Annotated in this window: 23 protein-coding genes; 14 read left to right on the top strand and 9 right to left on the bottom strand. The window is 67.9% G+C overall.

The genetic code is table 11. From position 1 onward, the window contains the following. Positions 1-332 precede the first annotated feature (332 nt). The gene (locus AC3ANX_RS07395) at positions 333-1,106 is read right to left on the bottom strand and encodes an ABC transporter permease (RefSeq protein WP_488336347.1); all 774 of its coding nucleotides are present in this window, start codon (positions 1,104-1,106) and stop codon (positions 333-335) included. Between the two features lie 109 nt (positions 1,107-1,215). Further along, positions 1,216-2,151, bottom strand: coding sequence for an ABC transporter ATP-binding protein (locus tag AC3ANX_RS07390; RefSeq protein WP_488336346.1), 936 nt, complete (start codon positions 2,149-2,151; stop codon positions 1,216-1,218). Between the two features lie 198 nt (positions 2,152-2,349). Here AC3ANX_RS07390 and AC3ANX_RS07385 point away from each other — a divergent pair, with 198 nt between their 5' ends. Further along, positions 2,350-2,526, top strand: coding sequence for a hypothetical protein (locus AC3ANX_RS07385; RefSeq protein WP_488336345.1), 177 nt, complete (start codon positions 2,350-2,352; stop codon positions 2,524-2,526). A gap of 7 nt (positions 2,527-2,533) precedes the next feature. On the opposite strand, the gene AC3ANX_RS07380 is transcribed toward AC3ANX_RS07385, so the two are convergent. The 3 genes from AC3ANX_RS07380 to AC3ANX_RS07370 form a co-directional block, all read right to left on the bottom strand. Further along, on the bottom strand, positions 2,534-3,253 hold the full coding sequence (locus AC3ANX_RS07380; RefSeq protein WP_488336344.1) for a DsbA family protein: 720 nt from the start codon (positions 3,251-3,253) through the stop codon (positions 2,534-2,536). Then, the gene (locus AC3ANX_RS07375) at positions 3,250-4,614 is read right to left on the bottom strand and encodes a M48 family metalloprotease (RefSeq protein WP_488336343.1); all 1,365 of its coding nucleotides are present in this window, start codon (positions 4,612-4,614) and stop codon (positions 3,250-3,252) included. Before AC3ANX_RS07375 ends, AC3ANX_RS07380 begins: the two co-directional genes overlap by 4 nt. A 90-nt stretch (positions 4,615-4,704) precedes the next feature. Continuing rightward, positions 4,705-7,368: an Rne/Rng family ribonuclease gene (locus tag AC3ANX_RS07370; protein WP_488336342.1), complete on the bottom strand. Its 2,664-nt coding sequence runs from the start codon at positions 7,366-7,368 to the stop codon at positions 4,705-4,707. A 484-nt stretch (positions 7,369-7,852) separates the two neighbouring features. On the opposite strand from AC3ANX_RS07370, the gene AC3ANX_RS07365 reads away from it, so the two are divergent. The 6 genes from AC3ANX_RS07365 (at position 7,853) to AC3ANX_RS07340 (ending at position 15,966) form a co-directional block, all read left to right on the top strand. Further along, positions 7,853-9,112, top strand: a complete 1,260-nt coding sequence (locus AC3ANX_RS07365) for an N-acetylmuramoyl-L-alanine amidase (RefSeq protein ID WP_488336341.1) — start codon at positions 7,853-7,855, stop codon at positions 9,110-9,112. A 308-nt stretch (positions 9,113-9,420) separates the two neighbouring features. After that, entirely contained in the window at positions 9,421-11,958 is a 2,538-nt protein-coding gene (locus AC3ANX_RS07360) for a penicillin-binding protein 1A (protein WP_488336340.1), read from the top strand. Between the two features lie 111 nt (positions 11,959-12,069). Next, positions 12,070-13,197 carry a peptide chain release factor 2 gene (gene prfB, locus AC3ANX_RS07355; RefSeq protein WP_488336339.1) on the top strand — a complete coding sequence of 376 codons (1,128 nt, stop codon included), beginning with the start codon at positions 12,070-12,072 and terminating at the stop codon, positions 13,195-13,197. A gap of 55 nt (positions 13,198-13,252) precedes the next feature. Continuing rightward, positions 13,253-13,927, top strand: a complete 675-nt coding sequence (locus AC3ANX_RS07350) for a class I SAM-dependent methyltransferase (RefSeq protein ID WP_488336907.1) — start codon at positions 13,253-13,255, stop codon at positions 13,925-13,927. A 75-nt stretch (positions 13,928-14,002) separates the two neighbouring features. Next, positions 14,003-15,148: an SET domain-containing protein-lysine N-methyltransferase gene (locus AC3ANX_RS07345; RefSeq protein WP_488336338.1), complete on the top strand. Its 1,146-nt coding sequence runs from the start codon at positions 14,003-14,005 to the stop codon at positions 15,146-15,148. A gap of 80 nt (positions 15,149-15,228) precedes the next feature. Beyond that, a complete protein-coding gene (locus tag AC3ANX_RS07340) occupies positions 15,229-15,966 on the top strand; it encodes a dienelactone hydrolase family protein (protein WP_488336337.1) in 738 nt (245 codons plus the stop codon). Between the two features lie 4 nt (positions 15,967-15,970). Here AC3ANX_RS07340 and AC3ANX_RS07335 read toward each other — a convergent pair whose 3' ends face one another. Further along, entirely contained in the window at positions 15,971-16,564 is a 594-nt protein-coding gene (locus AC3ANX_RS07335; protein WP_488336336.1) for a cysteine hydrolase family protein, read from the bottom strand. Between the two features lie 82 nt (positions 16,565-16,646). Here AC3ANX_RS07335 and AC3ANX_RS07330 point away from each other — a divergent pair, with 82 nt between their 5' ends. The 4 genes from AC3ANX_RS07330 to pncB all read left to right on the top strand — a co-directional run bounded on the left by AC3ANX_RS07330 (position 16,647) and on the right by pncB (position 20,742). Next, positions 16,647-17,369, top strand: coding sequence for an NUDIX hydrolase (locus AC3ANX_RS07330; protein WP_488336335.1), 723 nt, complete (start codon positions 16,647-16,649; stop codon positions 17,367-17,369). Positions 17,370-17,383: 14 nt separating this feature from the next. After that, positions 17,384-18,364, top strand: coding sequence for an SPFH domain-containing protein (locus AC3ANX_RS07325; RefSeq protein ID WP_488336334.1), 981 nt, complete (start codon positions 17,384-17,386; stop codon positions 18,362-18,364). A gap of 168 nt (positions 18,365-18,532) precedes the next feature. Further along, a complete protein-coding gene (locus AC3ANX_RS07320) occupies positions 18,533-19,426 on the top strand; it encodes a diacylglycerol kinase catalytic domain-containing protein (RefSeq protein ID WP_488336333.1) in 894 nt (297 codons plus the stop codon). A gap of 11 nt (positions 19,427-19,437) precedes the next feature. Further along, positions 19,438-20,742, top strand: coding sequence for a nicotinate phosphoribosyltransferase (gene pncB / locus AC3ANX_RS07315; RefSeq protein ID WP_488336332.1), 1,305 nt, complete (start codon positions 19,438-19,440; stop codon positions 20,740-20,742). 13 nt (positions 20,743-20,755) lie between these two features. Here pncB and AC3ANX_RS07310 read toward each other — a convergent pair whose 3' ends face one another. The 3 genes from AC3ANX_RS07310 to AC3ANX_RS07300 are packed head-to-tail and all read right to left on the bottom strand — an operon-like array spanning position 20,756 to position 23,605. Continuing rightward, positions 20,756-21,613, bottom strand: coding sequence for a tyrosine-type recombinase/integrase (locus tag AC3ANX_RS07310; RefSeq protein ID WP_488336906.1), 858 nt, complete (start codon positions 21,611-21,613; stop codon positions 20,756-20,758). Between the two features lie 53 nt (positions 21,614-21,666). Then, positions 21,667-23,427, bottom strand: coding sequence for a hypothetical protein (locus AC3ANX_RS07305; RefSeq protein WP_488336331.1), 1,761 nt, complete (start codon positions 23,425-23,427; stop codon positions 21,667-21,669). 40 nt (positions 23,428-23,467) lie between these two features. After that, positions 23,468-23,605 carry a hypothetical protein gene (locus tag AC3ANX_RS07300; protein WP_488336330.1) on the bottom strand — a complete coding sequence of 46 codons (138 nt, stop codon included), beginning with the start codon at positions 23,603-23,605 and terminating at the stop codon, positions 23,468-23,470. 81 nt (positions 23,606-23,686) lie between these two features. On the opposite strand from AC3ANX_RS07300, the gene AC3ANX_RS07295 reads away from it, so the two are divergent. From AC3ANX_RS07295 to AC3ANX_RS07285, 3 genes are read left to right on the top strand one after another with little or no spacing between them, the layout of a single operon-like run. Continuing rightward, positions 23,687-24,226, top strand: a complete 540-nt coding sequence (locus AC3ANX_RS07295; protein ID WP_488336329.1) for a shikimate kinase — start codon at positions 23,687-23,689, stop codon at positions 24,224-24,226. Then, positions 24,223-25,323, top strand: a complete 1,101-nt coding sequence (aroB, locus tag AC3ANX_RS07290) for a 3-dehydroquinate synthase (protein ID WP_488336328.1) — start codon at positions 24,223-24,225, stop codon at positions 25,321-25,323. Before AC3ANX_RS07295 ends, aroB begins: the two co-directional genes overlap by 4 nt. Before the next feature lie 8 nt (positions 25,324-25,331). Then, entirely contained in the window at positions 25,332-26,459 is a 1,128-nt protein-coding gene (locus tag AC3ANX_RS07285; protein ID WP_488336327.1) for a patatin-like phospholipase family protein, read from the top strand. Positions 26,460-26,483: the final 24 nt, after the last annotated feature.

Here is a 26,483-nt window from a genome sequence, read left to right as displayed (position 1 = left end):
CACAGCCGCGTCCGACGACACGGGCTTTGCCCGTGGCGGGCATGGTGGGCGATCAGCTTACCCCGTCGCCCCGGCGCAGGCCGGGGCCGCCGCGTTTGGGCCACACGCTCGCCAGATTACACAACGGCCCCGGCCTGCGCCGGGGCGACGCGAGGGTGCGAGGGGTGCGTAATCTAGGTACTCAGTCGTCATCTCAGCGCGAGCTGGGATGACGCTGGGCGGATCAGCAGGCAGTCATGGGAGTAAATCCCATGACGTCGGACGCGGGCGTCGCCCGCGCCGGCCGGCATTGCGCGTCGCTGCGCGACCGCGGCGCAGCTTGCGCCGCTCGCTTATGCTTTCAACCGCCACCCCGTCCTGAAAATCACCGCGATCGCCACCAGACACGCCACCATGAACACCGCCGTCACGCCCAGGCTTACGCCAATGCTCACGTCACCGCGGTCGAAGAAGCTCCATCGGAACCCGCTCACCAGATAGACGACCGGGTTGAACAGGCTGATCGTCCGCCACGGCGCGGGCAGCATGTCGATCGAGTAGAACGATCCGCCCAGGAACGTCAGCGGCGTGATGAGCAGCGCGGGCACCACCGAAAGCTGTTCGAACCCGTTCGCCCAGATGCCTATGATGAAGCCGAACAGGCTGAACGTCACGCTGGTCAGCACCAGAAACGCGATCATCACCAGCGGATGCGCGACGTGGAGCGGCACGAACAGCGCCGAAGTCGCGAGGATCAGCAGCCCGAGCACGATCGACTTGGTCGCCGCCGCGCCCACGAACCCCGCCACCATCTCCATCGCCGTGACGGGCGCGGAGAGCAGTTCGAACACGGTGCCGGTGAATTTGGGGAAGTAGATGCCGATCGACGCGTTCGAGATGCTCTGCGTCAGCAGCGACAGCATGATGAGGCCAGGCACGATGAAGCTGCCATAGCCCACCCCGCCGACATTGCTCATCCGCGAGCCGATCGCACCGCCGAACACCACGAAATACAGCGAGGTGGTGATGACCGGCGTCGCGATACTCTGCCAGATCGTGCGGAGCGAACGCGCCATCTCGAAGCGGTATATCGCCCAGACGCCGTGCGTGTTGATGCCTGCGCTCATGCCAGAACCTTCCCCAAGCCGTTCGTGTCGAGCGAAGTCGAGACACCTCGCGTAGCGCTTGCCCCTCGACTTCGCTCGGGGCGAACGGCGAACGGTGCTATGTGACCGCTCACGCCGCCTGCTCCTTGCGCTCGACCAGGTCGACGAAAATGTCCTCCAGCGACGATTTGCTCGTCTCCAGATCCTTGAAGCCGATCCCTATCTCGGCGAGCTTGCGTAGCAGCGAGGGGATGCCGGTATGCTCCGCCTGCGCGTCGAACACATAGCGCAAGGTGCGCCCCTCATCCTCCAGCGACAGGTGCCACTCGGCCAACTCCGCCGGAACCGCCGCCTGCGGCTCCTGAAGCGAGATCAGCATCTGGCGCTTGCCGAGCTTCTTCATCAATTCGGTCTTCTGCTCGATCAGGATGATGCGGCCCTTGTCGATCACGCCGACGCGGTCGGCCATCTCCTCGGCCTCCTCAATGTAATGCGTGGTCAGGATGATCGTGGTGCCCTTGGCGCGCAGCTTGTGGACGAGCTTCCACATGTCGCGCCTGAGCGCAACGTCGACACCGGCGGTCGGTTCGTCGAGGAACAGCACGTCGGGTTCGTGGCTGAGCGCCTTGGCGATCAGCACGCGGCGCTTCATCCCGCCGGACAGTTCGCGAATGCGCGCGCCGCGCTTGTCCCAGAGCGACAGGTCTCGCAGCACCTCCTCGATATAGGCGTCATGACCCGCCTTGCCGAACAGGCGGCGGCTATAGCGGACGCTCGCCAGCACCGTCTCGAACATGTCGACCGACAGTTCCTGCGGCACCAGCCCGATCACACTGCGCGCGGCGCGGAAATCGCGCTGCGCATCGTGGCCCATCACCGTGATGGTGCCGGTGGAGGGCGTGACGATGCCGCAGATGATGCTGATGAGCGTCGTCTTGCCCGCGCCGTTCGGCCCGAGCAGCGCGAAGATTTCGCCCTTGTTGATATCCAGATCGACGGGTTCGAGCGCGCGGTGGCCCGAGGCGTAGGTCTTCGAGACGCCCCGGACGGACAGGATCGGTTGCATGTAGGTCCCCTTGCGTGGCGCAGATAGGAACGCCGCTCCGCCGTCGCAACGGGCGCGTCCGAAGATACCACGATGCCGCGGCGACTCCTTTCGTCCCGCGTCTGCAACAGGACGGATGCTTAACCTCCGGTTAGCTGCGTCTAAGCCTGACAGGAGGCGTTACACCCGCCAGATACCTCCAGATCGGAAGAAAGGGGCATGATGGAGTTGGAAGACATGATCATCCTCGCGCGTCGTTCACGCGAATGCGCCGAGCGCGCGCGTCAGGAAGAGGCATTCTGGGAACAGATGATTGCCGAGCAGCGCGCCGAGCGACGTGCTGCCGCCAACGACGGTACGCCGCAGGAGGTCGTCGCCTGCGGAACAGCCGCCTGACGCCGGCTCACTCGCCCGCGCGCGCCTGCGCAACCAGTTTCTGCAATGTCTCCAACGGCAATGCGGAGGATACGACATGGTTGCCGATCACCCAGCTCGGCGTGCCGGTCAGCCCGAGCTGTCGCGCGACGCCCATGTTCGACGCAATTTCGGCATCGGCACGCGGCGTGAAAGCGGCCGCCTTGGCGGTATCGACCCCGGCTACCTTGGCGGCTGCGGCGATGGTCTGATCGCTGACCTGCCCGCCGGCATAGAGCGCGTCGTGGAACGGCTTGAACTTGCCCTGCTCGGCGGCGGCGAGGCTCATCCGCGCGGCGGTCGCGCTCGACTCCGCCAGCACGGGAAATTCGCGGAACACGATGCGCAGCTTGGGGTCGCTTGCCAGCAATTGCGCGATCGCGGGCAGGCTGGCGCGGCAATAGCCACAATTATAATCGTAATATTCGGCGATCGTCAGATCGGGATGCGCGCTCCCCGCCCAGGCGCTGCCGACGGGCTCGAGGATCGCGGCGCGGTTGTCGGCGATCGTCTTGGCGTGTTCCTTGTCGCGCAGCGCGTCCATCGCGGCGGGCAGCACCTCGGGATGCGACAGCAGATAATCGTGGACGACCTGCTCGATCCGCGCCTGATCGCCGGCGGGCGCGAGGCGGCTCGAGCCCCACAGCACGACGGCACCGCCCAGCAACGCGCCGAGCAGCGCGGTCAGTATCAAAGTCAGTCGGTTCATCGGCGCTTCTTATACTTCTTCGGATTGTCTTCGATGTCGTTCATTGACGTCATCGCGATGTCCTGCGCGCGCACCCAGTCGATGCTGTTGGGCGGCAGTCCGGCCATCGCCGCCTTGGCGCTGTAGGCCGCGCGCGGCACATCGCCGGTCAGGCTCGCCTGCTCGGCCGAGGCGAGCAGCGCGCGCGGCTCGTCACCGGACAGCTCGTAGGCGGTGCCGAGCTGATACCAGGCGAACGGATTGTCGTCGTCGCGCGCCACCGCCGAGCGCAACACCTTCACCGCCTCAGGGATATACTGCTTGTCCTCGGTCGCGATCAGCGCGTGGCCGAGCGTGGTGGCGATCAACGGCGCGGTGCGGGTGAGATCAGTCGCCTCGCGCAAGGGGGCAAGCGCGTCGCGCGGTTTGCCGGCTTCGAGCAGGATCTGCCCGCGCACTTCGAGGAAATACGGATCGTGCGGCTTGATCGCCAGCAGCGCCTTCGTCTCGGCATCGGCCTTGTCGGGGTAGCCGGCCTTGTGCCACGCATAGGCTCGCGCATAATGGCCATATTCGGATTGATCGCTGGCGGGATAGACGTTGAGCGTGGTCTTGGGATCGGACACGAAACCGAGCAGCTTGGCCTTCACGCGTTTGAACCGCTCCTCCAGATCGGGGTCGAGCGGGGTGTTGTACGCGGGCGAGGCGACCACGTCGCCGGTCAGCGCGGCGATGCGCTCGCCGCTCAGCGGGTGGCTCTGTGCGTAGGGGTCGATGTTCTGCAAGCCCACCGCATATTCCTGGCTCTGCAACTTCTTGAAGAAGGTGAGCATCCCCTTGCCGCTGATCCCGGCCTGGCGGAGGAACTTCGCCCCGGTGGCATCGGCGGTGGATTCCTGCACGCGGCTGAACGCGGCCGCCTTGTAGCCGGCGGCAGTCTGCCCGGCGGCGAGGATCCCCGCACCCGCGTCGCCCGCACCCGCCGCCATCGCGGCGATGCCAAGCACGAGGCTGAGGATCGAGATGCCGAGCGCAGGCCGGTAACCGGCATCCGCCAGCACGACATGCCCGTCGGCGACGTGGCCGAGCTCGTGCGCGATCACGCCCTGCACCTGATTAGCGTTGTCGGCGGCGGCGAGCAGGCCGGAGTTCACATAGACCGTCTGCCCGCCTGCGGTGAAGGCGTTGATCGAGTCATCATTGATGAGGATCACCTTGACGGTGTTGGGCGACAACCCCGCCGCGACGATCAGCGGCCGCGACATGTCGTTGAACAACGTCTCGGTCTCGGCATCGCGCAGGATCGACTGCGCGGCGGCAGGCTGCGCCCAGAGCAGCAGCGCGGTGGCGGCACCGGCGACGAGGCGTTTCAGGCGAGACATCGACACGACGCTCCTTGTTGGGCCGGCCGCGTGAACGACCGGTGAAGCGGTTCCGGCGGGGCTCCCCGAAGGGAACCCCGCCGGCATCGGTCAGGCGCCGAACGTCCGCTGCCACCAGCCGCGACGCGGCGTGCCCGCCTCGCCCGGATCGGGATCGATCGCGGTCGGGGCTTCGGCCGGCTCAGCAGCCGCCGGGGCGGTCGCCTCGGCCACGGGCTCAGCCGCGTCGGCGTTTTCCGCGGGTGCGGCATCGGCCTTGCGACGTGGCGCGCGACGCTTCTTGGGCTGGGCCTCCTCGGCCGGAGCCTCAGCGACGGGCGCCTCGGCCTCGGCGGCTTCGGCAGCCGCCTTGGTGCTGCGGCGCTTGCGCTTGGGCTTTTCGGCCTCCGCTTCGGGCTCGGGCGCGACCTCGACCGGCGCAGGCGCTTCGGCGACCAGCTCGGTATCGGCCTTGCGACGGCGCGTGCGCTTCTTCGGCGCAGCGGCCTCCGCCGCCGGCTCGGCCACGGGCTCGACCGCTTCCGGCAGAGCCTCGGCCTCGATCGTGCCTTCCGAACCCGCATCGTCGACCAGGCTCGCGACCGGAGCCTCGGCGTCAGCCTCGACCGATGCGTTGCCCTCGCCTTCGTTGCGGCGACCACCGCGACGACCGCGACGACCACGGCGGCGACGACCCTCGCCTTCACCCTCGGCAGTCTCGGCGACGCGGGCCGGAGCCTCCTCGCCTTCGACTTCGCCCTCTGACTCGGCGGCCTCGGCCGTATCGTCCTGCTCCGCCGGCTCGCCCTGCGGCTCGCCCTCGGGCCGGTTGCGACCGCGGCGACCGCGACGGCGGCGGCGCTTGCGACGGGCTTCGCCCTCGGCCTGCGTCTCACCCGGACGGTTGCGCTCCTCGCGCTCCTCGCCCTCGTCGGCGTCGTCGGTCTGCTCGACCTCCTCGGCTTCGATCTCCTCCTCTTCCTCCTCGAGATCGTCGTCCTCGTCGACCTCGATGATCGGCGCGTCGAAGCGCGGGGGATGTGCAGGCGGCGGGCCGGACGCTTCGACCGACATGCGCGCGCCCTCCTGCTCGCCGTCCGCCACGACCTCGATCGACACGCCGTAGCGATCCTCGATCTCGGCGAGTTCGGCGCGCTTGCGGTTGAGGAGGTAGAACGCCGCCTCCGCGCTCGCCCGGATGGTGAGCTGCGAGCCGCGACCGCGTGCGGCCTCGTCCTCGATCAGCCGCAGCGCCGACAGGCCTGCCGACGACGCGGTGCGTACGAACCCGGTGCCCTCGCAATGCGGGCACGGCCGCGTCGAGGCTTCAAGCACGCCGGTGCGCAGCCGCTGGCGGCTCATCTCCATCAGGCCGAACGACGAGATGCGGCCGACCTGGATGCGCGCGCGATCGTTCTTGAGCGCCTCCTTCATCGCCTTCTCGACCTTACGGACGTTGGACGAATGATCCATGTCGATGAAGTCGATCACGACCAGACCGGCCATGTCGCGCAACCGGAGCTGACGCGCGATTTCCTGCGCAGCCTCGAGGTTGGTCGCGGTCGCGGTCTGCTCGATATTGTGCTCGCGCGTCGACCGGCCGGAGTTGATGTCGATCGACACCAGCGCCTCGGTCGGGTTGATGACGAGGTAACCGCCCGACTTCAACTGCACCACCGGATGGTACATCGCCGAAAGCTGATCCTCGACACCGGCGCGCTGGAACAGCGGCACCGGGTCGCTGTAATGCTTCACCTTGCGCGCATGCGTCGGCATCAGCAGCCGCATGAACTCCTTGGCCTGACGATAGCCGTCGTCACCCTCGACGATGACTTCCTCGATCTCGCGATTGTAGATGTCGCGGATCGCGCGCTTCATCAGATCGCTGTCGCCATAGACGAGCGCGGGCGCGGACGACGACAAGGTCGTCTCGCGGATGCCGTCCCACAGGCGGGCGAGATAATCGAAGTCGCGCTTGATCTCGACCTTGGTGCGCTGCAAGCCGGCGGTGCGGACGATGCAGCCCATCGACGGCGGCAGGGTCAGCTCGGCCATGATCGACTTCAGCCGCTTGCGATCGCCCGCGTTGCTGATCTTGCGCGAAATTCCGCCGCCATGCGACGTGTTGGGCATCAGCACGCAGTAGCGGCCGGCAAGCGACAGATAGGTGGTCAGCGCCGCACCCTTGTTGCCGCGCTCTTCCTTGACGACCTGCACCAGCAGCACCTGCCGGCGGTGGATCACGTCCTGGATCTTGTAGCGGCGGCGCAGGTTCATGCGACGTTCGCGCAAGTCCTCGACCGCATCGTCAGAACCACCCTTGCGGCTGCGACGGCGACCGCTCTGCTCGGCAGCGGCTTCGGCATCGACGCCGCCGTCATCCTCGAACCGCTCGACCGAATCCTCGTCGATGTCGTCGTCCTCGGACTCCTCGTCCTCGTCGTCATCGGCATCCTGCTGGGCGCGGAGCGCGGCTTCCTGCGCGGCATGCTCGGCCTCTTCGCGCAGCAGCGCCTCGCGGTCCTCGCGCGGGATCTGGTAATAATCGGGATGGATTTCGCTGAAGGCGAGGAAGCCGTGGCGGTTGCCGCCGTAATCGACGAACGCCGCCTGAAGCGACGGTTCGACGCGAGTTACCTTGGCGAGATAGATGTTGCCCTTGAGCTGCTTGCGCTCGGCGGATTCGAAATCAAACTCCTCGATCCGATTTCCTTTGACGACGGCCACGCGGGTTTCCTCCCGGTGGCGTGCGTCGATCAGCATACGCGTTGTCATGTAATGTTCTCCGGGCGCGCGGTCCGGGTGCCTGTGGCGCTGGCCGCGCGCGAATGTGTAGCGGCTCGGCCCAGGCGGAAAACGCGCCCGGACCATTGTCGCAATGGGTTTGCAAAACTGCCTCTGCTCGCATCGCACGCCCGGGCGCATGGCCCACGGCACCCCGCGCGCTCGCAAAGCCGCCGGCAGAAACCGGGCGGCGCGAGGACGTGGGGAAATGCATCATGCGAACGTCAACCTGAGAGGGTCGCCGCTCAAAAGCGCGCGGGCGACCGGATCACCGGATCGTGCTGAAACAAGCGCTTCTCCGGTGCGCGAGCATGCGTAGCATCCCGCGTCGTGCGCAGCAACTGGCACATTTCTGCCGCGACACACCGGCAAGAATTTGCCGAACGAGCGGTTAACCCTGCCGCTTCACCGTAAACTGACGTGTCCGTGGCACAGCCGATCCCAGTAAAACGCGTAACTGGGGGGCTCGTCCCAAATGTCTTTTCGCTGGACCGGCCGCGTGCCGACGCGGCATTACGGCCGTGTGTCGTTCATCCTCGCTTTGCTGGCCTGTTGGTTCGCCGGCACCCCCGGCTGGGCCGCGACGGTGCAGCGGGTCGACGTGCGGGGCGACCGGATCGTGCTGCATTTCGATCGCAGCGTCGGCGACGCGTCCGCCTTCCTGCTCGCGCGTCCGCAGCGGATCGCACTCGATGTGGGCGGTGCGTCGCCGGGGCATATGGTCGATGCGGACGGGATCGTCACCTCGGTCCGGCAGGCACCGCATGGCGCGGACGGCCTGCGCATCGTGTTCGACCTCGCCCGCCCGGCGGTGGTGCGCGAGGGTACGCTCGGCGACGGTGGCCGCGACCTGACGCTGGCGCTGCGCACGGTTGACGACGCCGCCTTCGCGCGCGCCGCCGGTGGGGGGCGCGTGCGCGTGCTGCCGCCGTTCACCTTCGGTCAGGCGACGCAGGCCGTGCGGCGCTATCAGGTGGCGGTGCCGATCCCGCGTTCGAGCCGCACGCTGCGCCTGCCGCGCGTTTATGGCGACGACGCCAGCCGCCCATTGGTGGTGATCGACGCCGGCCACGGCGGTCAGGACCCCGGCGCGATCGCCCCCACCGACGGCCGCCGCGAGAAGGACGTGACTTTGCGCATCGCCAAGGCGATCCGCGACGAGCTGATCGCATCGGGCCGCGTGCGCGTCGCGCTGACGCGTGAGGACGATCGCTTCATCGTGCTTCAGGAACGCTTCGGCATCGCGCGCAAGCTGCACGCCAGCCTGTTCATCTCGATCCACTGCGACAGCGTCGGCTCAGGCGATGCGAGCGGCGCGTCGGTCTATACGCTGTCCGAAGTCGCCTCCGACAAGGAATCGGCGCGGCTGGCGGCGCGCGAGAACAAGGCGGACATCATCGCCGGCGTGAACCTCGCCTCCACTTCGGCCGACATCTCCTCGATCCTGATCGACCTCACGCAGCGCGAGACGATGAACTCCTCGGCCAATTTCGCCCGCCTGCTCGGCCGCGAGGCGCAGCCGCTGGTGCCGATGAAGCCGAACTTCCACCGCATGGCCTCGCTGATGGTGCTCAAAGCACCGGACATGCCTTCGATCCTGTTCGAGACCGGCTATATCTCCAACCCCAAGGACGCAGACTTCATCGATTCGCCCGCCGGTCGCCACGCGATCGCCGAGAGCGTGCGCAAGGCGGTCGACGTCCACTTCGCGCGGCGGCTCGCTTCGGCGGAGTGAGCCAGCGCCCGTTCGTCTCGAGCGAAGTCGAGGAATATGCACCACGCGCGGTGCCTCGACGGTGCCAATAGGAACACTTGCGGCGCGACAATGGGATGGGAAACGTACGCGCCCTGCCCCGGGAAGCTGGCAGGGCGCGTCAGGCTCGACCGCATTCTGCTGGTCGAAACGGCCAACGGGCGTCGTTCTGACTGCGCCGTTTCCATCATTATAGACGCCGCAGCACGCATCCGGAGCGGGCGGCAAAAATTTCCACGTACCGCCAAGGCTGGCAACGCTCGCGAAACTTGCTAGAGCCTGCGCGGATTATGGCCGACGATGATTCCAGCGTGAGCTTCCGCCTCCGCCGCCGGGCGGGCGGGATGAGCGCCAGTATCGGCCGCGCGTGGGGCCGCTGGTGGGTGAAACTGCTCGCCGTGCTCGCCGTGCTGGGCGCCATCGCCTATGCCGCGTTCTTCCTGTTGTTCGCACGCGATCTACCCTCGGTCGACAAGCTGCGCGTGTACGAGCCGCCGCTGCCGACCAACGTGCGCGGCATCGATGGCCTGCCGATCCACAGCTATGCGCGCGAACGCCGTGTCGAGCTGAGCTACAACGAATATCCGCCGCTGCTGGTGCGCGCCTTCCTCGCGGCCGAGGACAAGACCTTCTTCGAGCATCACGGCGTCGATTACGCCGGCATCGCGTCCGCCTTGTGGGACAATCTCGCCCGCAACAAGCGCGCGCGCGGCGCGTCGACCATCACCCAGCAGGTCGCCAAGAACCTGCTGATCGGCAACGAGCACAGCTACAGCCGCAAGCTGAAGGAGGCGATCCTCGCCTATCGAATCGAGGATACGCTGACCAAGCAGCAGATCCTCGAACTCTACCTCAACCAGATCGCGCTCGGGCGTAACGCGTTCGGCGTCGAGGCGGCGAGCTATGCCTATTTCGGCAAGGAGCTGAACGACCTCGATCTCGCGCAGATGGCGTATCTCGCGATTCTGCCCAAGGGCCCGTCGAACTACGATCCCGACCGCCATGCCGAGCGCGCACTGGCGCGGCGGCATTATGTACTGTCGGAAATGCTCAAGAACGGCTTCATCGACCAGGGGCAATATGCCCAGGCCGAGAGCGAGCCGCTCGGCACCGTACCGCGTCAGACGCCCAAGACCGAAGTCGCCGGCACCGGCTATTTCGTCGAGGAAGTGCGCCGCCAGTTGATCGACAAGTTCGGCGAGGATTCGAGCGCGGGTCCGTACAGCGTCTATGCCGGTGGCCTATGGGTGCGCACCTCGCTCGACCAGCATTTGCAGGATTATGCGCAGACCGCGCTGCGCAATGGCCTGCTGCGCTACGACCGGGGTCGCGGCTGGGCCGGGCCGATCTCACACGTCGAAATCGCGGGCGACAACTGGCTGCCCGCGCTGCTCAACACCAACATCGGGCTCGATTTCCAGGATTGGCGCGCCGCGATCGTCACGGCTGTCGATGGTGAAGCGGCGACGCTCGGCTTCTCCAACGGCCAGACCGGCAGCTTGCCACGCTGGGGCGCGCAGATGCCGGTGCGCGGGGTCGGCGGCACCGCCTTCGCCGCGCTGAAGACCGGCGACATCATCGCGGTCGCGCCCGAAGGCGGGCAGTTCGCATTGCGCGCAATCCCCAAGGTGTCGGGCGCGTTCGTGGTGGAGGAACCCGCCACCGGCCGCGTGATGGCGATGCAGGGCGGCTTCGACTTCCGCTTGCAGGCGTTCAACCGTGCGACGCAGGCGCTGCGCCAGCCGGGTTCGACGATCAAGCCGATCGTCTATTCCGCCGCGCTCGAAAACGGCATGACACCTGCCTCGATCATCATCGACGGACCGTTCTGCGTGTTTCAGGGCGCGCGGCTCGGGCAGAAATGCTTCAAGAACTTCGGCAGCGAAGGCGGTTCGGGGCCGCACACGATGCGCTGGGGCATCGAACAATCGCGCAACCTGATGACGGTGCGCGCCGCCGCGCAAACCGGCATGCCCAAGGTCGTCGCGCTGATGGACAAGATCGGCGTTGGCAAATACCCGCCCTACCTCTCCTTCGCGCTCGGCGCGGGCGAAACGACGGTGGCGCGGATGGTCAACGCCTATACGATCCTCGAGAACCACGGGCAGGCGCATCAGGGTACGCTGATCGACTTCGTGCAGGATCGCCACGGCAAGGTGATCTGGCCGGAGAACTGGCATGCCTGCGAAGGCTGCAACGGACCCGACTGGAACGGCAAGGCGATGCCGCGCCCGGTCAATCGCGGCCGGCAAGTGGTCGATGCGATGACCGCCTATCAGATGGTCCATATCACCGAAGGCGTGATCCAGCGCGGCACCGCGACCGTGCTGCGCGATCTCGACCGGCCGATGTTCGGCAAGACGGGCACCAATTCCGGCCCGACCGACGTGTGGTTCATCGGCGGCACCCCGCAGATGATCGGCGGGCTCTATATCGGCTACGACACGCCGCACGGGCTTGGCGGTTACGCGCAAGGCGGCACGATCGCCGCGCCGATCTTCAAGGAATTCGCGCTGAAGGCGTATGACGGCCTGCCCAAGGTGCCGTTCCGCGCCGCACCGGGCATCCGCATGGTGCGGATCGACCGCGCCTCGGGCAAGCCGGTGTACGGCGCATGGCCGACCGCCGACCCCAAGGCGCCGGTGATCTGGGAAGCGTTCAAGCCGGAAAGCGAGCCGCGCCGCGTGTTCCATCGCCAGACGCCCGAGGAAGCCGCCGCCGCCGCTGCGGCCGCCGCTGCCGCGCGGGCCAAGGCGGCACAGGCCGCGCAATCCACCGACCAGCGCAAGGACAGTGACTTCCTGCAACAGCAGGGCGGGATTTACTAGCGCGCCGCCCCGGCGTAGGCCCGGGTCGCTGCGTTTGGTGCACGCGGCTTGCCACACTACATAGCGGTCCCGGCTCCCGCCGGGCGACGTAAAGACTTTGGAGTTACCCTCATGCGCGCCGAAGCGCAGGCACATATCGATTCGATCAAGGATTCGCTTGCGTTGCTGCGGCGGTTCCTCGACTGGGACCGCGCGCTTCGCCGGCTCGACGAGCTGAACGCGCGTGTCGAGGATCCCACGCTGTGGAACGACGCCAAGGCCGCGCAGGAGGTGATGCGCGAGCGTCGCCGTCTCGACGAGGCGATCGGCGCGACGCGGGCGATCGAGACCGAACTGAGCGACACCGCCGAGCTGATCGAGATGGCCGAGGCGGAGGGTGACGCCGAGATGGAGAGCGAGGGCGTTGCTGCCCTCGCCGCTCTGTCCGACCGCGCGCAGATCGACAAGGTCAAGGCGCTGCTGTCGGGCGAGGCGGACGGCAACGACACCTATGTCGAGATCAACTCGGGCGCGGGCGGCACCGAGAGTCAGGACTGGGCGGGCATGCTCCAGCGCATGTACACGCGCTGGGCCGAGCGGCATGGCATGAAGGTCGAACTGATCGACTATCATGCCGGCGAACAGGCGGGCATCAAGTCGGCCACGCTGCTGCTCAAGGGCGAGAACGCTTACGGCTATGCCAAGACCGAGAGCGGCGTCCACCGGCTCGTGCGGATCAGCCCGTATGACAGCGCGGCGCGCCGCCACACCAGCTTCTCCTCGGTTTGGGTCTATCCGGTGATCGACGACAATATCGTGGTCGAATACAACGAAAGCGATCTGCGCATCGACACCTACCGTGCATCGGGCGCGGGCGGCCAGCACATCAACACCACCGATTCGGCGGTGCGCATCACGCACATCCCGACCGGCATCGTCGTACAGTGCCAGAACCAGCGTTCGCAGCACAAGAACAAGGCGGAAGCCTATAACCAGCTCCGCGCGCGCCTGTACGAGCGCGAGTTGCAGATCCGCGAGGCGGCTGCCAATGCCGAGAACGCCACCAAGACCGATATCGGCTGGGGCCACCAGATCCGCTCCTACGTGTTGCAGCCATATCAGCTGGTGAAGGACCTGCGCACCGGCGTCACTTCGACCAGTCCGTCCGACGTGCTCGACGGCGATCTCGATTCGTTCATGGCCGCCGCACTGTCGCAGCGCGTGACCGGCGAGACGGTAGAGGTGGAGGACGTCGACTGACGTGAGCGAGCGGGGGGCACGCCTGATTTTCAGTTGGCGCGGTGTCGTTGCGGCGTTGTTGGGCGCACTCGCTGCCTGCTCGTCCGGCACCAAGCAGGCCAGCGTCGGCCCCTTCCCGGCCGCCGACCGGCCGGTGGCGACGATCGTCTCGTCGCGCTGGTCGAACGAACAGGACCGCGACAGTCGCGACGAAGCGCAGCAGGTGATGGCGAAGGCCGGCATCAAGCCCGGCATGACGGTTGCGGATATCGGCGCGGGCGAAGGTTATTACACGATCCGCCTCGCCGCGCGCGTCGGCAAGGACGGGCGCGTGCTCGCCGAGGACATCATGCCGAGCGTCCACAATGCGCTGGCCGAGCGTGTCGCGCGCGACCGGCTCGACAATGTCAGCGTGCGGCTCGGCGCGCCCGCCGATCCCAAGCTGCCGAGCAACAGTTTCGACCGCGTGCTGATGATCCACATGTATCACGAGATCGAACAGCCGTATGAATTTCTGTGGCACATGCGCCCGTCGCTGAAGCGCGGCGGCCTCGTCGTCGTGGTCGATGCCGATCGGCCGACCCAGCGCCACGGCACCCCGCCCGCGCTGCTCACCTGCGAGTTCGCGGCAGTCGGCTACAAGCAGGTCGACCGGCACGAAATGCCTTCGGCAGGCGGCTATCTCGCCACGTTCCAGGCGGTGGGCGTGCGACCTGAGCCGGCGACGATCCGCCCTTGCGTGAACCGCTGAACGCAGCGCGGCGACGATTCTCGTGGACGGATTCGGCGCGTTTCCATAAGCTCGCGCTAACCACACTTCAGCCGGATGACGCCGATCGACGCCTGGTTCCTTGTCGCGATGCTATGCAGCCTCGGGGGTTACGGCGCCTATCTCGTCGGCCTCGGGCGGCATCTCGTCCAGCCCAATCGCGCGTCGTGGCTGATCTGGAGCGCGGGCACCGCGGTCGAGGCGGCGACCTATGTCGCGCTCAACCCGGGCGCGCTTCAGGGCTGGGTGTTCATGCTCGCCGCCGCATCGTGCATCGTCGTCACGCTCGCGATCTGGCGGCATGGCGCATGGGCCGCACCTACCTCCAGCGAGGCTGTGTGCATGGCGGCGAACCTTGTCGCGCTGGCGATCTGGCTGGCGTTTCGCGAGACATTCTGGGCGCACATGCTGATCGTCGCGGTGGTGCCGCTCGGTTTCTGGCCGACCTGGGTGAGCGTCTGGCAGGATCGCACGCGCGAACGCTCGCCTGCCTGGGGGCTGTGGACGATCGCCGATCTCGCCACCCTGCTGGTCGCGACGCATAGCGGGCCGCCGCGCATCGGCGAATATGCCTATATCTTCGCCGAACTGCTCTGCCATGCGAGCGTGTGGTTCATGGTCGGACTGGCGACGATCAACCCGCTGCGCTCGCTCGGGTTCAGGAACGGGCGGTTCTACGTGCTCGACGCGTATGCGCCCGCCGAAAATCTGTTCTCAGTCGGCGAGACGCACCTCGGCAAGGCGGTCTATGCCGCCGCCGGTTTCGCCGAAGGGGCCGAGATCGTGCGCTTCACCGGCCGCCGCTTCCGCGCCGACAAGCTGCCGGGCATGCTTCACGGCGCACGCGACCGCTTCGTGCAGGTGACGCCCGACCATTACATGGGCCCGTCGGGGCGGATCGACGACCTCATCAACCATAGCTGCGCGCCCAATGCCGGGCTGCGCTTCACCGGTGGCGACGTGATGCTGGTCGCGATCCGCGCGATCGCCCCGGGCGAGGAGATCACCTGGGATTATTCGACCACGCTCAGCGCGTCGGACTGGTACATGATGTGCCAGTGCCGCAGCCCGGAGTGCCGGCGCGTAATCGGCAATTTCGACACGCTTCCGCCCGAACGGCAGGCGTGGTTCCGCGCGCGCGGGCTGGTCGCACCGTATCTGCATGACGCAGCACCGGTCGCGGCGAACGACCGCGCCGCCTGAGATCGCGCCGGATCGGCTGGCGGGGACGGTCGGCATGCGGCACATGCGCGACATCCCCCGGCCCCAATGAGGACGATTCGATGAGCGACGAACGGATTTCGATCGAAACCAAGGATGGCACCTGCCCCGCCCATGTGCTGACGCCGCCGGTCGACGGCGTGTTTCCGGCGGTGATCCTCTACATGGACGGCGTCGGCATCCGCCCGACGCTCGTCGCGATCGCGCAGCGGCTCGCCGCCAATGGCTATGTCGTGCTGCTGCCCGACATGTTCTACCGCTATGGCGCTTACGGACCGTTCGACCCGAAGCACGTCGTCAAGCAGGGCTTCCGCGAGGTGGTCGGCCCGCTGATGGCGACCACCGGCAATGCCAAGGCGGCCGCCGACACCGAGGCGTTCCTCGCCTATCTGGACACGCGCGCGGACGTGGCGAAGGGCAAGGTCGGCACGATCGGCTTCTGCATGGGCGGCGGCATGGCGATCGCGGCGGCGGGCGCTTACCCGAAGCGGATCGCGGCGGCGATCAGCTTCCACGGCGGCAATCTCGCCAGCGACGCGCCGGACAGCCCGCATCTCTCCGCACCGACCATCAAGGCCGAACTCTACATCGCCGCGGCGGACGAGGACGGCAGCTATCCGCCCGAGATGGCCGCGCGGTTCGAGCAGGCGCTCAACGACGCGGGCGTCACCTACCGTGCCGAGACCTACGAAGGCGCGCACCACGGCTGGATGAAGGCCGACTTCCCGCCCTACGACGAAGCCGCTGCCGAGCGCGGCTGGCGCGAGATGCTGGCGCTGTTCGCGCGCACGCTCAAGTAACCGATCACGCGGGCGCGCTGACCGGCGCGCCCGCGAAATCCTCCACCAGCACGGTGTCGATCTGCCGCGCGATGCCCCGCGTCAAGGCGGGCGGCACGACCACCTCGAAACCGCGCTCGACGAGACCTGCCACCGCCCAGCGCACGCAATAATCGGCGGCGACGCCGATCACCGTCACGCGGCGCACCCCCGCCTCGCGCAGCCGCGCGAAGAACGTCTCGCGCGGGACCGGCGGCATCGCGTCGCCACGCGCATCCTCGATCAGCAGGCCGTCCTCGGCCCACATGTCGAAGACGCCCTTCTCGATCCGCCACGCCGGGATCGCGCGATCGACCAGCGCGGGGTCGAGCAGGTTGGCCCATCCCGGCGTGCCCTTCACGCAATGCGCGGGGAACGCCTTGGCCTCCTCCGACGCGGCATAGACCGCCGGCACATGCGTATCGAAGGTGAACAGCACGCCTGCGGTCCGCTCCGCCTCAAGCCCCGAGAGGAACGCGCGCATCGGCGCGACCAGATCCTCCGCGCCCGCGACGCTCAGCGCGCCATCGGCGGCGATGAAGTCGCGCTGCGTATCCACCACGACCACGAATTCCTGCATCGACCCAACTCCTTTATCCGATGCGGTTGACATATATCCAACTCAATCATAAGTAAAGCGCACATTGCATATTAGGTGCTGCGTGACCGAGTCGGACTTCCTCGAACGCTATGACCCCAACGCCTACCAGCGGCCATCGGTCGCGGTCGATCTGGTGCTGCTCGGCATTCGCGACGGCCGCCCCTCGGCGCTGCTGGTGAAGCGTGACGCGCCCCCCTTCGCCGACCGTTTCGCGCTACCCGGCGGCTTCGTGCGGATCGACGAAACGCTGGACGACGCCGCCGCGCGCGTATTGTGCGAGAAGGCGGGGATCGGTGAGGCGCATCTTGAACAGCTCTATACGTTCGGCGCAGTCGCGCGCGATCCGCGCATGCGGATCATCTCGGTTGCCTATCTGGCGCTGCTCGACGGTGCCGCGTTCGCGGCCGCGCTCGATAGTGACGTGCTGGTGCCCGCACGCATCGACGTGCCGTGGGCGGGTGACACCGGCGGCCCGGTGGAGGTGACGACGGCCAAGGGTGCGCCCGTTCCCCTCGCCTTCGACCATGCCGATATCCTCGCCACCGCGATGCTGCGGCTGCGCGGCAAGCTCGATTATTCCGACGTCGGCTTCGCGCTGCTGCCCGAGCGGTTCACCCTGCGCCAGCTTCAGGACGTGCACGAGGCGATCCTCGGCACGCCCCTCAACAAACCCGCCTTCCGCCGCCGCATGCTCGACAAAGGCTGGTTGGCGGCGACCGGCGAGCGCGAGGCGGGCACCTCGTTCCGTCCCGCCGAACTGTTCCGTTTTCAAAGACCGATCTGAGAAGGAGAAAGCCCATGGCCACTATCCGCAACCTGCTGTTCTTCGCACAACTGCGCAGCGAGGCGAGCAGCCACATCATCCGCTACCGCAACGGCAAGGTCCGCCAGAGCGGGCGCGGCCTCGTCTTCTGGTTCCGCCCGGAGACCGCGAGCATCGCCGAAGTGCCGATGGACGACCGCGAGATGACCCTGTTCGTCAAGGGCCGCAGCCAGGATTTCCAGACCGTCTCGGTGCAGGGCACGGTCGGCTGGCATGTGGTCGATCCGGTGCTGCTCGCCGAGCGGGTCGATTTCACGATCAGCCCCTACACCGGCAAGCCGCAGGCCGAGCCGGTGCCACGGATCGAGGCACGGATCGCCGGCATCGCCAATCAGGCGGTGCTGCAATATCTCGGCACCGCGCCGGTGCGCGCGTTGCTCGATGCCGGACCGGGCCCGCTTCGCGCGCAGCTCGAAGCGGCGCTCGCCGCCGACCCGGCGCTGGCGGAGATCGGCGTCGCGGCAGTGTCGGTGCGACTGACCAACCTCGCGCCGACCAGCGAACTGGAACGCGCGCTCCAGACGCCGACGTTCGAGGCGCTCCAGCAAAAGGCCGACGAGGCGACCTTCGAGCGCCGCGCGCTCGCGGTCGAGAAGGAGCGCGCCATCGCCGAGAACGAGCTGGCGACGCGCACCGAACTCGCCCGCCGCGAAAAGCTGTTGATCGCCGAGGAAACCGACAACGCCCGCACCCGCGCCACCGGCAAGGCCGAGGCACAGCAGGTCGAGGCGGCGGCGGAGGCGGACCGTATCCGCATGGTCGAAGGTGCAAAGGCGGAGGCCGAACAGGCGCACATCGCGGTGTATCGTGATCTGCCGCCGGCGGTGCTGTTCGGCCTTGCCGCGCAGCAACTCGCGGGCAAGCTGGAGACGATCGAGCAAGTCAACGTAACGCCCGATCTGCTCGCCGCGGTGATGGGCGAGTTCCGCAAGGCTCCGGCGATCGTGGCCGCTTAATTACCCCCGTTCGTCCCGAGTAGCTGCCGAGTAGCCCGCAGGGCGTATCGAGGCGGCGTATCGAGGGATGGCTCGAGCACTGTCTCGATACGCGTCCTCGATACGGCGTCGCCTACTCGGTCGCTACTCGACACGAACGGCAGCGTAAACTCGTGGGAAAGAGCGCACATGTCCACCATCCCGCCCCGCGCGGTGTTCGTCGTCCGCGAGACCGATCTCGAACAGCTCATCGCGCGCCACGCCACGCGCGATCAGGCGCGGTTCTTCCTCGAAACGCGCGGGCAGCGGATCGAGACGGTCGAGCAGCGCCATCATCAGTTCCATGCCGCGTTATCCGCCGCACGCGCGGCGGTGCCGGCGGAGTGGCGGCAGGCGCTGGTGCGGCGCGCCGATCTCGACCGGTTCCTGTTCGGGCGCGAGGATGTCGTCGTCGCGGTCGGGCAGGACGGGCTGGTGGCGAACGTCGCCAAATATCTCGACGGTCAGCCGGTGATCGGCGTCAATCCCGCGCCCGATCTTTACGACGGCGTGCTGGTGCGCGTGGGCGTAGAGCGGCTCGCCAAGCTTTATCCCGCCGCACTCGCCCCCGCCGCGCCGATCGAACGGCGCACGATGGTGCGGGCGGTGCTCGACGATGGCGAGACGCTGGTCGCGCTCAACGAGATTTTCGTTGGGCATCGCAGTCACCAGTCGGCGCGCTACCACCTCCAGCTTGGCGATGAGGGCGAGGATCACTCCTCCTCGGGCCTCATCGTCGCTTCGGGCACCGGCGCGACCGGCTGGGCGCGCTCGATCGCGGAGGCGACGGGACAAGCGCTGCCGCTCGCGCCGACCGAGCGCGCCGCCGGCTTCTGGGTGCGCGAGCCGTTCCCCAGCCGCACGACCGAGACACGGATGCGCGCCGCCAAACTCACCGACACGCCGCTGGTCGTCACCTCGCGGATGAACGAGGGCGGCGTGATCTTCGCCGACGGGATCGAACAGGATTTCCTCGGCTTCGATTGGGGCCGTCGTGTCGAAATCGCGCCCGCGCCCAATTCCCTTCATCTCGTGATCGGGTAAGGATCGCACCCATGGCTTTCACCGACATCGCAACCCGCACCTATGAGCATAACTTCCGGCTCGACCCGATCGTGCGGAGCCTGCTCGACACCGATTTCTACAAGCTGCTGATGTTGCAGATGATCCGCCACATCCACCCGGACGTGGAGGCGACCTTCTCGCTCATCAACCGCACCAAGAGCGTGCGCCTCGCCGAGATCATCGACGAGGACGAGTTGCGCGCGCAGCTCGACCATGCCCGCACGGTGCGGTTCAGCCGCAAGGAATTGATCTGGCTGGCGGGTAACAGCTTCTACGGCAAGCGGCAGATGTTCGCGCCCGACTTCATCGCATGGCTCGCCGATTTTCAACTGCCGGAGTACGATCTGCGCAAGGTCGACGGCCAGTATGAACTGCACTTCGACGGCCCGTGGACGGGCACTTCGATGTGGGAGATCCCCGCGCTCGCGATCATCAACGAGCTGAAATCGCGTGCGGCGACGCGCGACATGGGCAAGTTCGCGCTCGACGTGCTGTATGCGCGCGCCAAGGCGCGGCTTTGGGAGAAGGTCGAGCGCTTGCGCGACCTGCCCGATCTGGTGCTGAGCGACTTCGGCACGCGGCGGCGGCACGGCTTCTTGTGGCAGCGCTGGTGCGTCGAGGCGCTGAAGGAAGGGCTCGGGCATCGCTTCGTCGGTTCCTCCAACGTGCTGCTGGCGATGGATGCGGACCTCGAGGCGATCGGCACCAACGCGCACGAACTGCCGATGGTGGAGGCGGCGCTGTCGAACGGCGATGCCGAGCTGGCGGGCGCGCCCTACCGAGTGCTCGAACAATGGCGCGCGCATTACGGCGGCAACCTGCTGATCGCGCTGCCCGACGCGTTCGGCACCACCGCCTTCCTTAGACAGGCGCCGGCATGGCTGGCGGAGTGGACCGGCTTCCGCCCCGACAGCGCGCCGCCGATCGAGGGCGGCGAGCAGATCATCCGCTGGTGGCAGCAACAGGGCGTCGATCCGCGCGAGAAGCTGCTGATCTTCTCCGACGGCATGGACATCGACACGATCGAGCAGACCTACCGCCACTTCCACGGCCGCGTGCGGATGAGTTACGGCTGGGGCACCAACCTCACCAACGATTTCCGCGGCTGCGATCCGCGTGGCGGGCACGCGCTCGAACCGATCTCGCTGGTGTGCAAGGTGACGCGCGCGAACGGCCGCCCGGCGGTGAAGCTCTCCGACAATCCCGCCAAGGCGACCGGTGAGCCGGCCGAGATCGCGCGCTATCTGCGCGTGTTCGGTGGCGACGGGCGCGCTGAGGCAAGCGTCAGCGTCTGAGCGACCGCCGCCGTCACCGCGACGGGCGCAGCTCCGCAAGCGGATGGCGTTCGTTGACCAAAGCGATCAGCCGGCTGGCATCGACGTGCGTATAGATTTCGGTTGTCGCGATATCGGCGTGGCCGAGCATCGTCTGGAGCGCGCGCAGGTCCGCCCCGCCCGCCAGCAGGTGCGTGGCGAACGCATGGCGCAGCACGTGCGGCGAGATCCGGTCGGGCGGGATGCCCGCCGCCGCGCCGAGCGCACGTACGAGCTGGAACAGCCGCACGCGCGACAGGAAACTCTTGCCCGAGGGGAACAGCCATGGCTGATCCGCCGGCACATGCGCGCGCCATGCGGCGACGGCGGCACGGGCGCGGTCGGAAATCGGCACCAGCCGTTCGCGACCGCCCTTGCCGCGCAGGATGCAATAGGGCCGGTCGGGCGAAACCGCAGCCCGCGGCAGCGACACCAGTTCTGTCGCGCGCAGCCCGGACCCGTAGAGCAGCTCGATCAGCGCGGCGAGCCGCAGGTCGCGCACGTCGAGCGGATCGGCGGAGAGCCGTTCGGCGATAGTCGCGAACAGGCGATCGACGTCGGCGACGCTCAGCACCTTGGGCAGCGGCCGGCGCGTGCCCGGGCGGGGCAGCGCCGCGCCGGGATCGTCGGCGCGGTGGCCTTCGTCGGCGAGGAAAGCGAAGAACCGCCTGAGCGCCGCCGATTTACGCGCGACACTCGCATGCGACAGGTCGGCCCAGCCGCCCGCCAGCCGCATCAGGTCTTCTTCCGCCGCCGCTGCCAGCCGCCCGCCGAAAAACGCGGAGGCCAGCGCGAGATCGCTGCGATAGGCGGCAAGCGTGTTCTTCGCCGCGCCCCGTTCCGCCGCCATCATCTCGACAAACCGCTCGATCAGCGCGCGGTCGGTGCCGACTGGCGGCACATCGCTCACGATCTGGCGATCGCCTCGGCTGCGATCATGCGCGCCTCACCTTCCAGCCCGACCGTGCGCAAGGCGACGACGATGTGGTACAAGGCTTCAGGCGATACTCCCGCCCAGGTCGGCGTCTGCATGCCGACCGCAGCGAGCAGCACCACCGTCCCCGGCTGGTTCGACATGGCCGCGCGACCGATCGCGCGGGTCCAGGCATTCTCCTGCCCGATCCGCACGTCGAGCGATTGCGCGCCCTGTTCGATATCGCTCGCCGACATGCGTCCGAGCCCGGCGAGCCCGGCGAAGAACATCTTGCGCTTCAGCGTCGCATTGCCCGCACCGGCATAATTGGTGACGGCCGAGTAGCGATAACGCTGGCCTTCGGGATCGGCGAGCGCGAGCATCGCCCACGCGTCGCTCGACGTCGCGACCGCGCCGCGCCACTTCTGCGCGGTGACGTCATGTCCCGCCGCGAGCATTGACGCGACCAGCCGGTCGGCATCCGCGCCAGCCGCGCCGGCGGGAATGCGCGCCGCCGCGCCCGCCGTCAGCACCAGCCGCGCGTAACGGCCCGGATCGCCCTTGGGCTGATCCCACAGCGCCTTGATCGCTTCGAGCCGCGCCGGCACATCGCCGCCGCTATAGGCGGTCTGCAAGGTGCGTGCGGTGCCCGTCTCGGGCAGCGCTTCGTCGCCTTCGTCGGCAACCGCACCGTAGAGATCGACCAGCGCCGCGCTCGAAAACACGCCCCGCGCCGCCGCCAGTTCCGCGCCCGACGCGCGCACATGCGCAGCCAGCATCGGCGAGAGCGCGCGCCATGCCATGACGTTGCGCCCGGTGCCGTCGAGCAAAGTCTGCGGAATTTCGGTCGCCGAGGCCATGGCGAGGCCGTAGCGCCACGCGGTAAGACGATCGACATCGTCCCACTCGATCGTCACCGCCTGCCGACCGCGCGCGCCCGATCCGGCGATCTTCTGCGCGAGCAGCAGGTCCACGCCGCTCGCCGCGCGGCTCTTGCGTGCCGCCGCGATCAGCGCCTGCGCCCTGCCCGGCACGCCAGCCAGTCCCGCGCACATCGCCCGCGCCAGCACCCAGCCACGCTCGAAGCCGAGCGCCGCGCCGGCATCGGCGAGCGGGCACAGCTCGGCCGGGTCGCCGTTCGCGAGCGCCGACTGCATTGCGATCTCGTAGAGCTTGGGCGTGTAATCCTGATTGTCGACGCTCTGCACCACCGCGCGGCCGGCGACCGACTCGCCCATGCGTAGCAGCAGCCACGCACGCTCGGCCGCGAAGTCCGCGCCGTTGATGCCGGCAGGCGTATCGACCTTCGACACCAGCGCCCGGCGCAGCGCGATCGCGACCCAGCGCGAGGCGATCGGCAGGTTGAGCCCGCGCATCAGCCCCTCGACGTAGCGACCCGAAGCGTTGCCGTATGCGGTCGCCGGCAAGCCGCCGTCTGCGTTTCCGACCGGCCCGACCTGCGCAAGCGAGCGGCGCGCGTACGCCGGCATGTCATAGCGCACCGGCAGCGGGGCGGCGTCCGGCGTGGGCGTACCGCTCGGCACCGGGGTCGGCGTCGCACCGGCGAGCGTAACCGGCGGCGGCGCGCCGTTGCTGGCGGGCAGCGGCGGCGCGAGCGGGCTCGGCACGCTGCGCACCACCGCGTTACCCGCAGGCGAGGGACGCGACGACGGTGTCGGTGTCGCGGCCGGCTCGCCGAACCCGGGTGGCAGGATCGACTGCGGCGAACTCTGCCCGAGCGCAGGAATACCCACGCCCAGCGCGATCACCCCCGCCAATGCAACGAGAGGAAGATCAGCCCTGGAGATTCGCAAGCGTGACAACCTTCTCGACATGGGTCAGGGGCTTTTCATGTGCACGGCCGGCGAGGACGAACATCCCACCGACAAGCACGACGACCACGACCAGAAGCACAACCAGCGAGCGGGACATTGGCAAACCTTGTGACAATTGGGCGGCGGCCCGGCAGGCCCTTTTGCCCGAGCGGCGGGTGCGCTGTATAGCCCGTTTCCGATGTTGCAAAGCCCCGCCCCCCATCCCGTCTGGAAAGGCCAGCCGATCGTCCTTGTCGGATTGATGGGCGCCGGCAAGTCGACGGTCGGCCGCCGCCTCGCGCAGCGGCTGCGCCTGCCCTTCGTCGATGCCGATACCGAGATCGAGACGGCGGCGGGGATGACCGTCTCCGACATCTTCGCCAAGTTCGGCGAAGCGCACTTCCGCGACGGCGAACGCCGCGTGATCGCGCGGCTGATGAACGGCGAACCGCGCGTGATCGCCACCGGCGGCGGCGCCTTCATCCAGGACGAGACGCGCAAGCTGATCCTCGAAAGCGCGCTGGCGGTGTGGCTCGACGCCAGCCCCGAGGTGCTGGTCGCGCGAGTCGGACGGCGCGATACCCGGCCGCTGCTGCGCGACGGCGATCCGCGCCAGATCCTCGAAGATCTGGCGCGCGTGCGCAATCCGATCTACGCGCAGTCGCATCTTCGCGTCGTCAGCCAGCATGCGCCGCACGACCTCACCGTCAACGCCATCCTCAAGGCCATCGGATTATGACGACCGTCCGCGTCGGACTCGGCGAACGCAGCTATGACGTGGTGATCGAGGCCGGGTTGCTCGCCCGCGCCGCCGATCGCCTCAAGCCGCTCGCGCGCGGCCGCACGATGGCGATCGTCACCGACGAGAACGTGCGCCCGCACCTCGACACGTTGCGGGCTGCTCTGGGTGCGGCCGGGGTGGCGAGCGAGGCGATCGTCCTGCCGCCGGGCGAAGCGACCAAAAGCTGGACGATGCTCGAACAGCTTACCGACCGGCTGCTCGATCTCGGCGTGGAGCGCGGCGATCATGTCGTCGCGCTCGGCGGCGGCGTGATCGGCGATCTCGTCGGGTTCGCGTGCAGCATCCTCAAGCGCGGCTGCGGCTTCGTGCAGGTGCCGACGACTTTGCTCGCGCAGGTCGATTCGTCGGTCGGCGGCAAGACCGCGATCAACACGCGCGCGGGCAAGAACCTGATCGGCGCGTTCCACCAGCCAGCTCTGGTGCTGATCGACCCGGTCGTTCTGGAAACGCTGCCAGCCAGACAGGTGCGCGCCGGTTATGCCGAGGTCGTCAAATACGGGCTGATCGACGATGCCGATTTCTTCGCCTGGTGCGAGGCGAATGGTGCAGCGCTGCTGGCGGGCGATCTCGCCGCGCGCGAACATGCCATCGCCTATTCGGTCGCTGCCAAGGCGAGGATCGTCGCCGAGGACGAGCGCGAGACCAAGGGGCGGCGCGCCTTGCTCAACCTCGGCCACACCTTCGGCCATGCGCTCGAGGCGGAGACCGACTTCTCCGACCGGCTGCTCCACGGCGAGGGCGTCGCGGCGGGCATGGCTTTGGCCTATGGCTTCTCGGCGGCACGCGGGCTCGCGCCGCAAGCCGATGCGGCGCGCGTCGCCGGACATCTTCGCGACACAGGTCTGCCCGATGGACTCGCCGCCGCCGGCATCACGGCGAGCGGGAAGACGTTGGTAGGCCATATGCTGCACGACAAGAAGATGGACGCGGGCACCCTGCCCTTCCTGCTCGCACACGGGATCGGGGCGAGTTTCGTCGATACGTCGGTCGATCTCGGCACGGTCTCGGCATTTCTCGACGCCCAACCGCGTTGATGCGCCGTATGCCCGCTCGCGCCGCGTTGGCGGCGCTGCTGCTCGCCACGAGCGGCTGCGTCACCATCCCGCGCGACAGCTTCACCGCCGCCGAGCATCACGCCGCCTATCCGGTCGGCTTCCCGCACGTCCGCTACGGGCCGAACGACCCGGCGGTACGGGCGATGTTCCACGCCGATGCCGCCGGCAATCCGCCGGTGATGCTCGCGCTGTCGGGCGGCGGTGCCAACGGCGCGTTCGGCGCGGGGGTGCTGTATGGCTGGACGCAGGCGGGCACGCGGCCCGAGTTCAGCGTGGTGACGGGGGTCAGCACCGGCGCGCTGATTGCGCCGTTCGCCTTCCTCGGGCCGAAATGGGATGCCGAGCTGAAGCGCGGCTTCACCGATGGCGAGGCATCGCACCTGCTGCCCTTCCCCTTCGTCCGCCCGCTGTTTCGCGACAGCATCTACACCGGCAAGCGCATCCGTGCGCTGGTCGACAGCTTCGTCACGCCCAAGCTGATCGCCGCGGTCGCCGCCGAGCATGCGCGTGGGCGCAGGCTGCTGATCGCCACGACCGACCTCGACAGTCAGGATCTCGTGGTGTGGGACATGGGCGCGATCGCCGCCCACGGCGGCGGGCAAGCCCGCGACCTGTTCGCGACCGTGCTGACCGCATCCGCCGCCATTCCCGGCGTGTTCCCGCCGGTGATGATCTCGGCGCAGATGGGCAACCACGTCGCGCAGGAACTCCACGTCGACGGCAGCACGATCGGCGCGTTCTTCGCGCTACCCGACACCGCGCTGATCGCGCCAAGCGGACGCGGCAGCGGCGGGCGCATCTACGTGCTGGTCAACGGCAAGGCCGACGACGAATTCGCGGTAACGAAGCGTTCGCTGATCTCGCTGCTGACCCGCAGCTTCGACACGGCGAGCAAGGCGACACAGCGCACCTCGCTCGCGACGGTGGCAGCGTTCGGCCAGCAGAACAACGTCGGCACCTATGTGGCGGCGGTGCCGCCCGACGAGAAATCGTCCTCGCTCGACTTTCGCCAGCCGGCGATGCAGGCGCTGTTCGACCTCGGCCGCACGCGGATGGTGGCGGGGACGGCGTGGGCGGATCTGCCGGCGTCGTTGAAGGCGCCGGTGCGCGAGTAGTCGCGCGACTTGCCTATGTGGGTG

This window comes from Sphingomonas sp. BRN-1R (assembly GCF_057748035.1).
This window is presented reverse-complemented; position numbering and strand designations above follow the sequence as displayed.

Excerpts from the sequence above, each read along its gene's own strand:
- aroB (WP_488336328.1), top strand. The coding sequence starts at position 24,223 with ATGACGACCGTCCGCGTCGGACTCGGCGAACGCAGCTATGACGTGGTG.
- AC3ANX_RS07375 (WP_488336343.1), bottom strand. The coding sequence starts at position 4,614 with ATGTCTCGCCTGAAACGCCTCGTCGCCGGTGCCGCCACCGCGCTGCTG.
- AC3ANX_RS07320 (WP_488336333.1), top strand. The coding sequence starts at position 18,533 with ATGTCCACCATCCCGCCCCGCGCGGTGTTCGTCGTCCGCGAGACCGAT.
- AC3ANX_RS07310 (WP_488336906.1), bottom strand. The coding sequence starts at position 21,613 with ATGATGGCGGCGGAACGGGGCGCGGCGAAGAACACGCTTGCCGCCTAT.
- AC3ANX_RS07380 (WP_488336344.1), bottom strand. The coding sequence starts at position 3,253 with ATGAACCGACTGACTTTGATACTGACCGCGCTGCTCGGCGCGTTGCTG.
- pncB (WP_488336332.1), top strand. The coding sequence starts at position 19,438 with ATGGCTTTCACCGACATCGCAACCCGCACCTATGAGCATAACTTCCGG.
- AC3ANX_RS07395 (WP_488336347.1), bottom strand. The coding sequence starts at position 1,106 with ATGAGCGCAGGCATCAACACGCACGGCGTCTGGGCGATATACCGCTTC.
- AC3ANX_RS07325 (WP_488336334.1), top strand. The coding sequence starts at position 17,384 with ATGGCCACTATCCGCAACCTGCTGTTCTTCGCACAACTGCGCAGCGAG.
- AC3ANX_RS07385 (WP_488336345.1), top strand. The coding sequence starts at position 2,350 with ATGATGGAGTTGGAAGACATGATCATCCTCGCGCGTCGTTCACGCGAA.
- AC3ANX_RS07390 (WP_488336346.1), bottom strand. The coding sequence starts at position 2,151 with ATGCAACCGATCCTGTCCGTCCGGGGCGTCTCGAAGACCTACGCCTCG.
- AC3ANX_RS07365 (WP_488336341.1), top strand. The coding sequence starts at position 7,853 with ATGTCTTTTCGCTGGACCGGCCGCGTGCCGACGCGGCATTACGGCCGT.
- AC3ANX_RS07335 (WP_488336336.1), bottom strand. The coding sequence starts at position 16,564 with ATGCAGGAATTCGTGGTCGTGGTGGATACGCAGCGCGACTTCATCGCC.
- AC3ANX_RS07300 (WP_488336330.1), bottom strand. The coding sequence starts at position 23,605 with ATGTCCCGCTCGCTGGTTGTGCTTCTGGTCGTGGTCGTCGTGCTTGTC.
- prfB (WP_488336339.1), top strand. The coding sequence starts at position 12,070 with ATGCGCGCCGAAGCGCAGGCACATATCGATTCGATCAAGGATTCGCTT.
- AC3ANX_RS07370 (WP_488336342.1), bottom strand. The coding sequence starts at position 7,368 with ATGACAACGCGTATGCTGATCGACGCACGCCACCGGGAGGAAACCCGC.
- AC3ANX_RS07295 (WP_488336329.1), top strand. The coding sequence starts at position 23,687 with ATGTTGCAAAGCCCCGCCCCCCATCCCGTCTGGAAAGGCCAGCCGATC.
- AC3ANX_RS07285 (WP_488336327.1), top strand. The coding sequence starts at position 25,332 with ATGCCCGCTCGCGCCGCGTTGGCGGCGCTGCTGCTCGCCACGAGCGGC.
- AC3ANX_RS07360 (WP_488336340.1), top strand. The coding sequence starts at position 9,421 with ATGGCCGACGATGATTCCAGCGTGAGCTTCCGCCTCCGCCGCCGGGCG.
- AC3ANX_RS07340 (WP_488336337.1), top strand. The coding sequence starts at position 15,229 with ATGAGCGACGAACGGATTTCGATCGAAACCAAGGATGGCACCTGCCCC.
- AC3ANX_RS07345 (WP_488336338.1), top strand. The coding sequence starts at position 14,003 with ATGACGCCGATCGACGCCTGGTTCCTTGTCGCGATGCTATGCAGCCTC.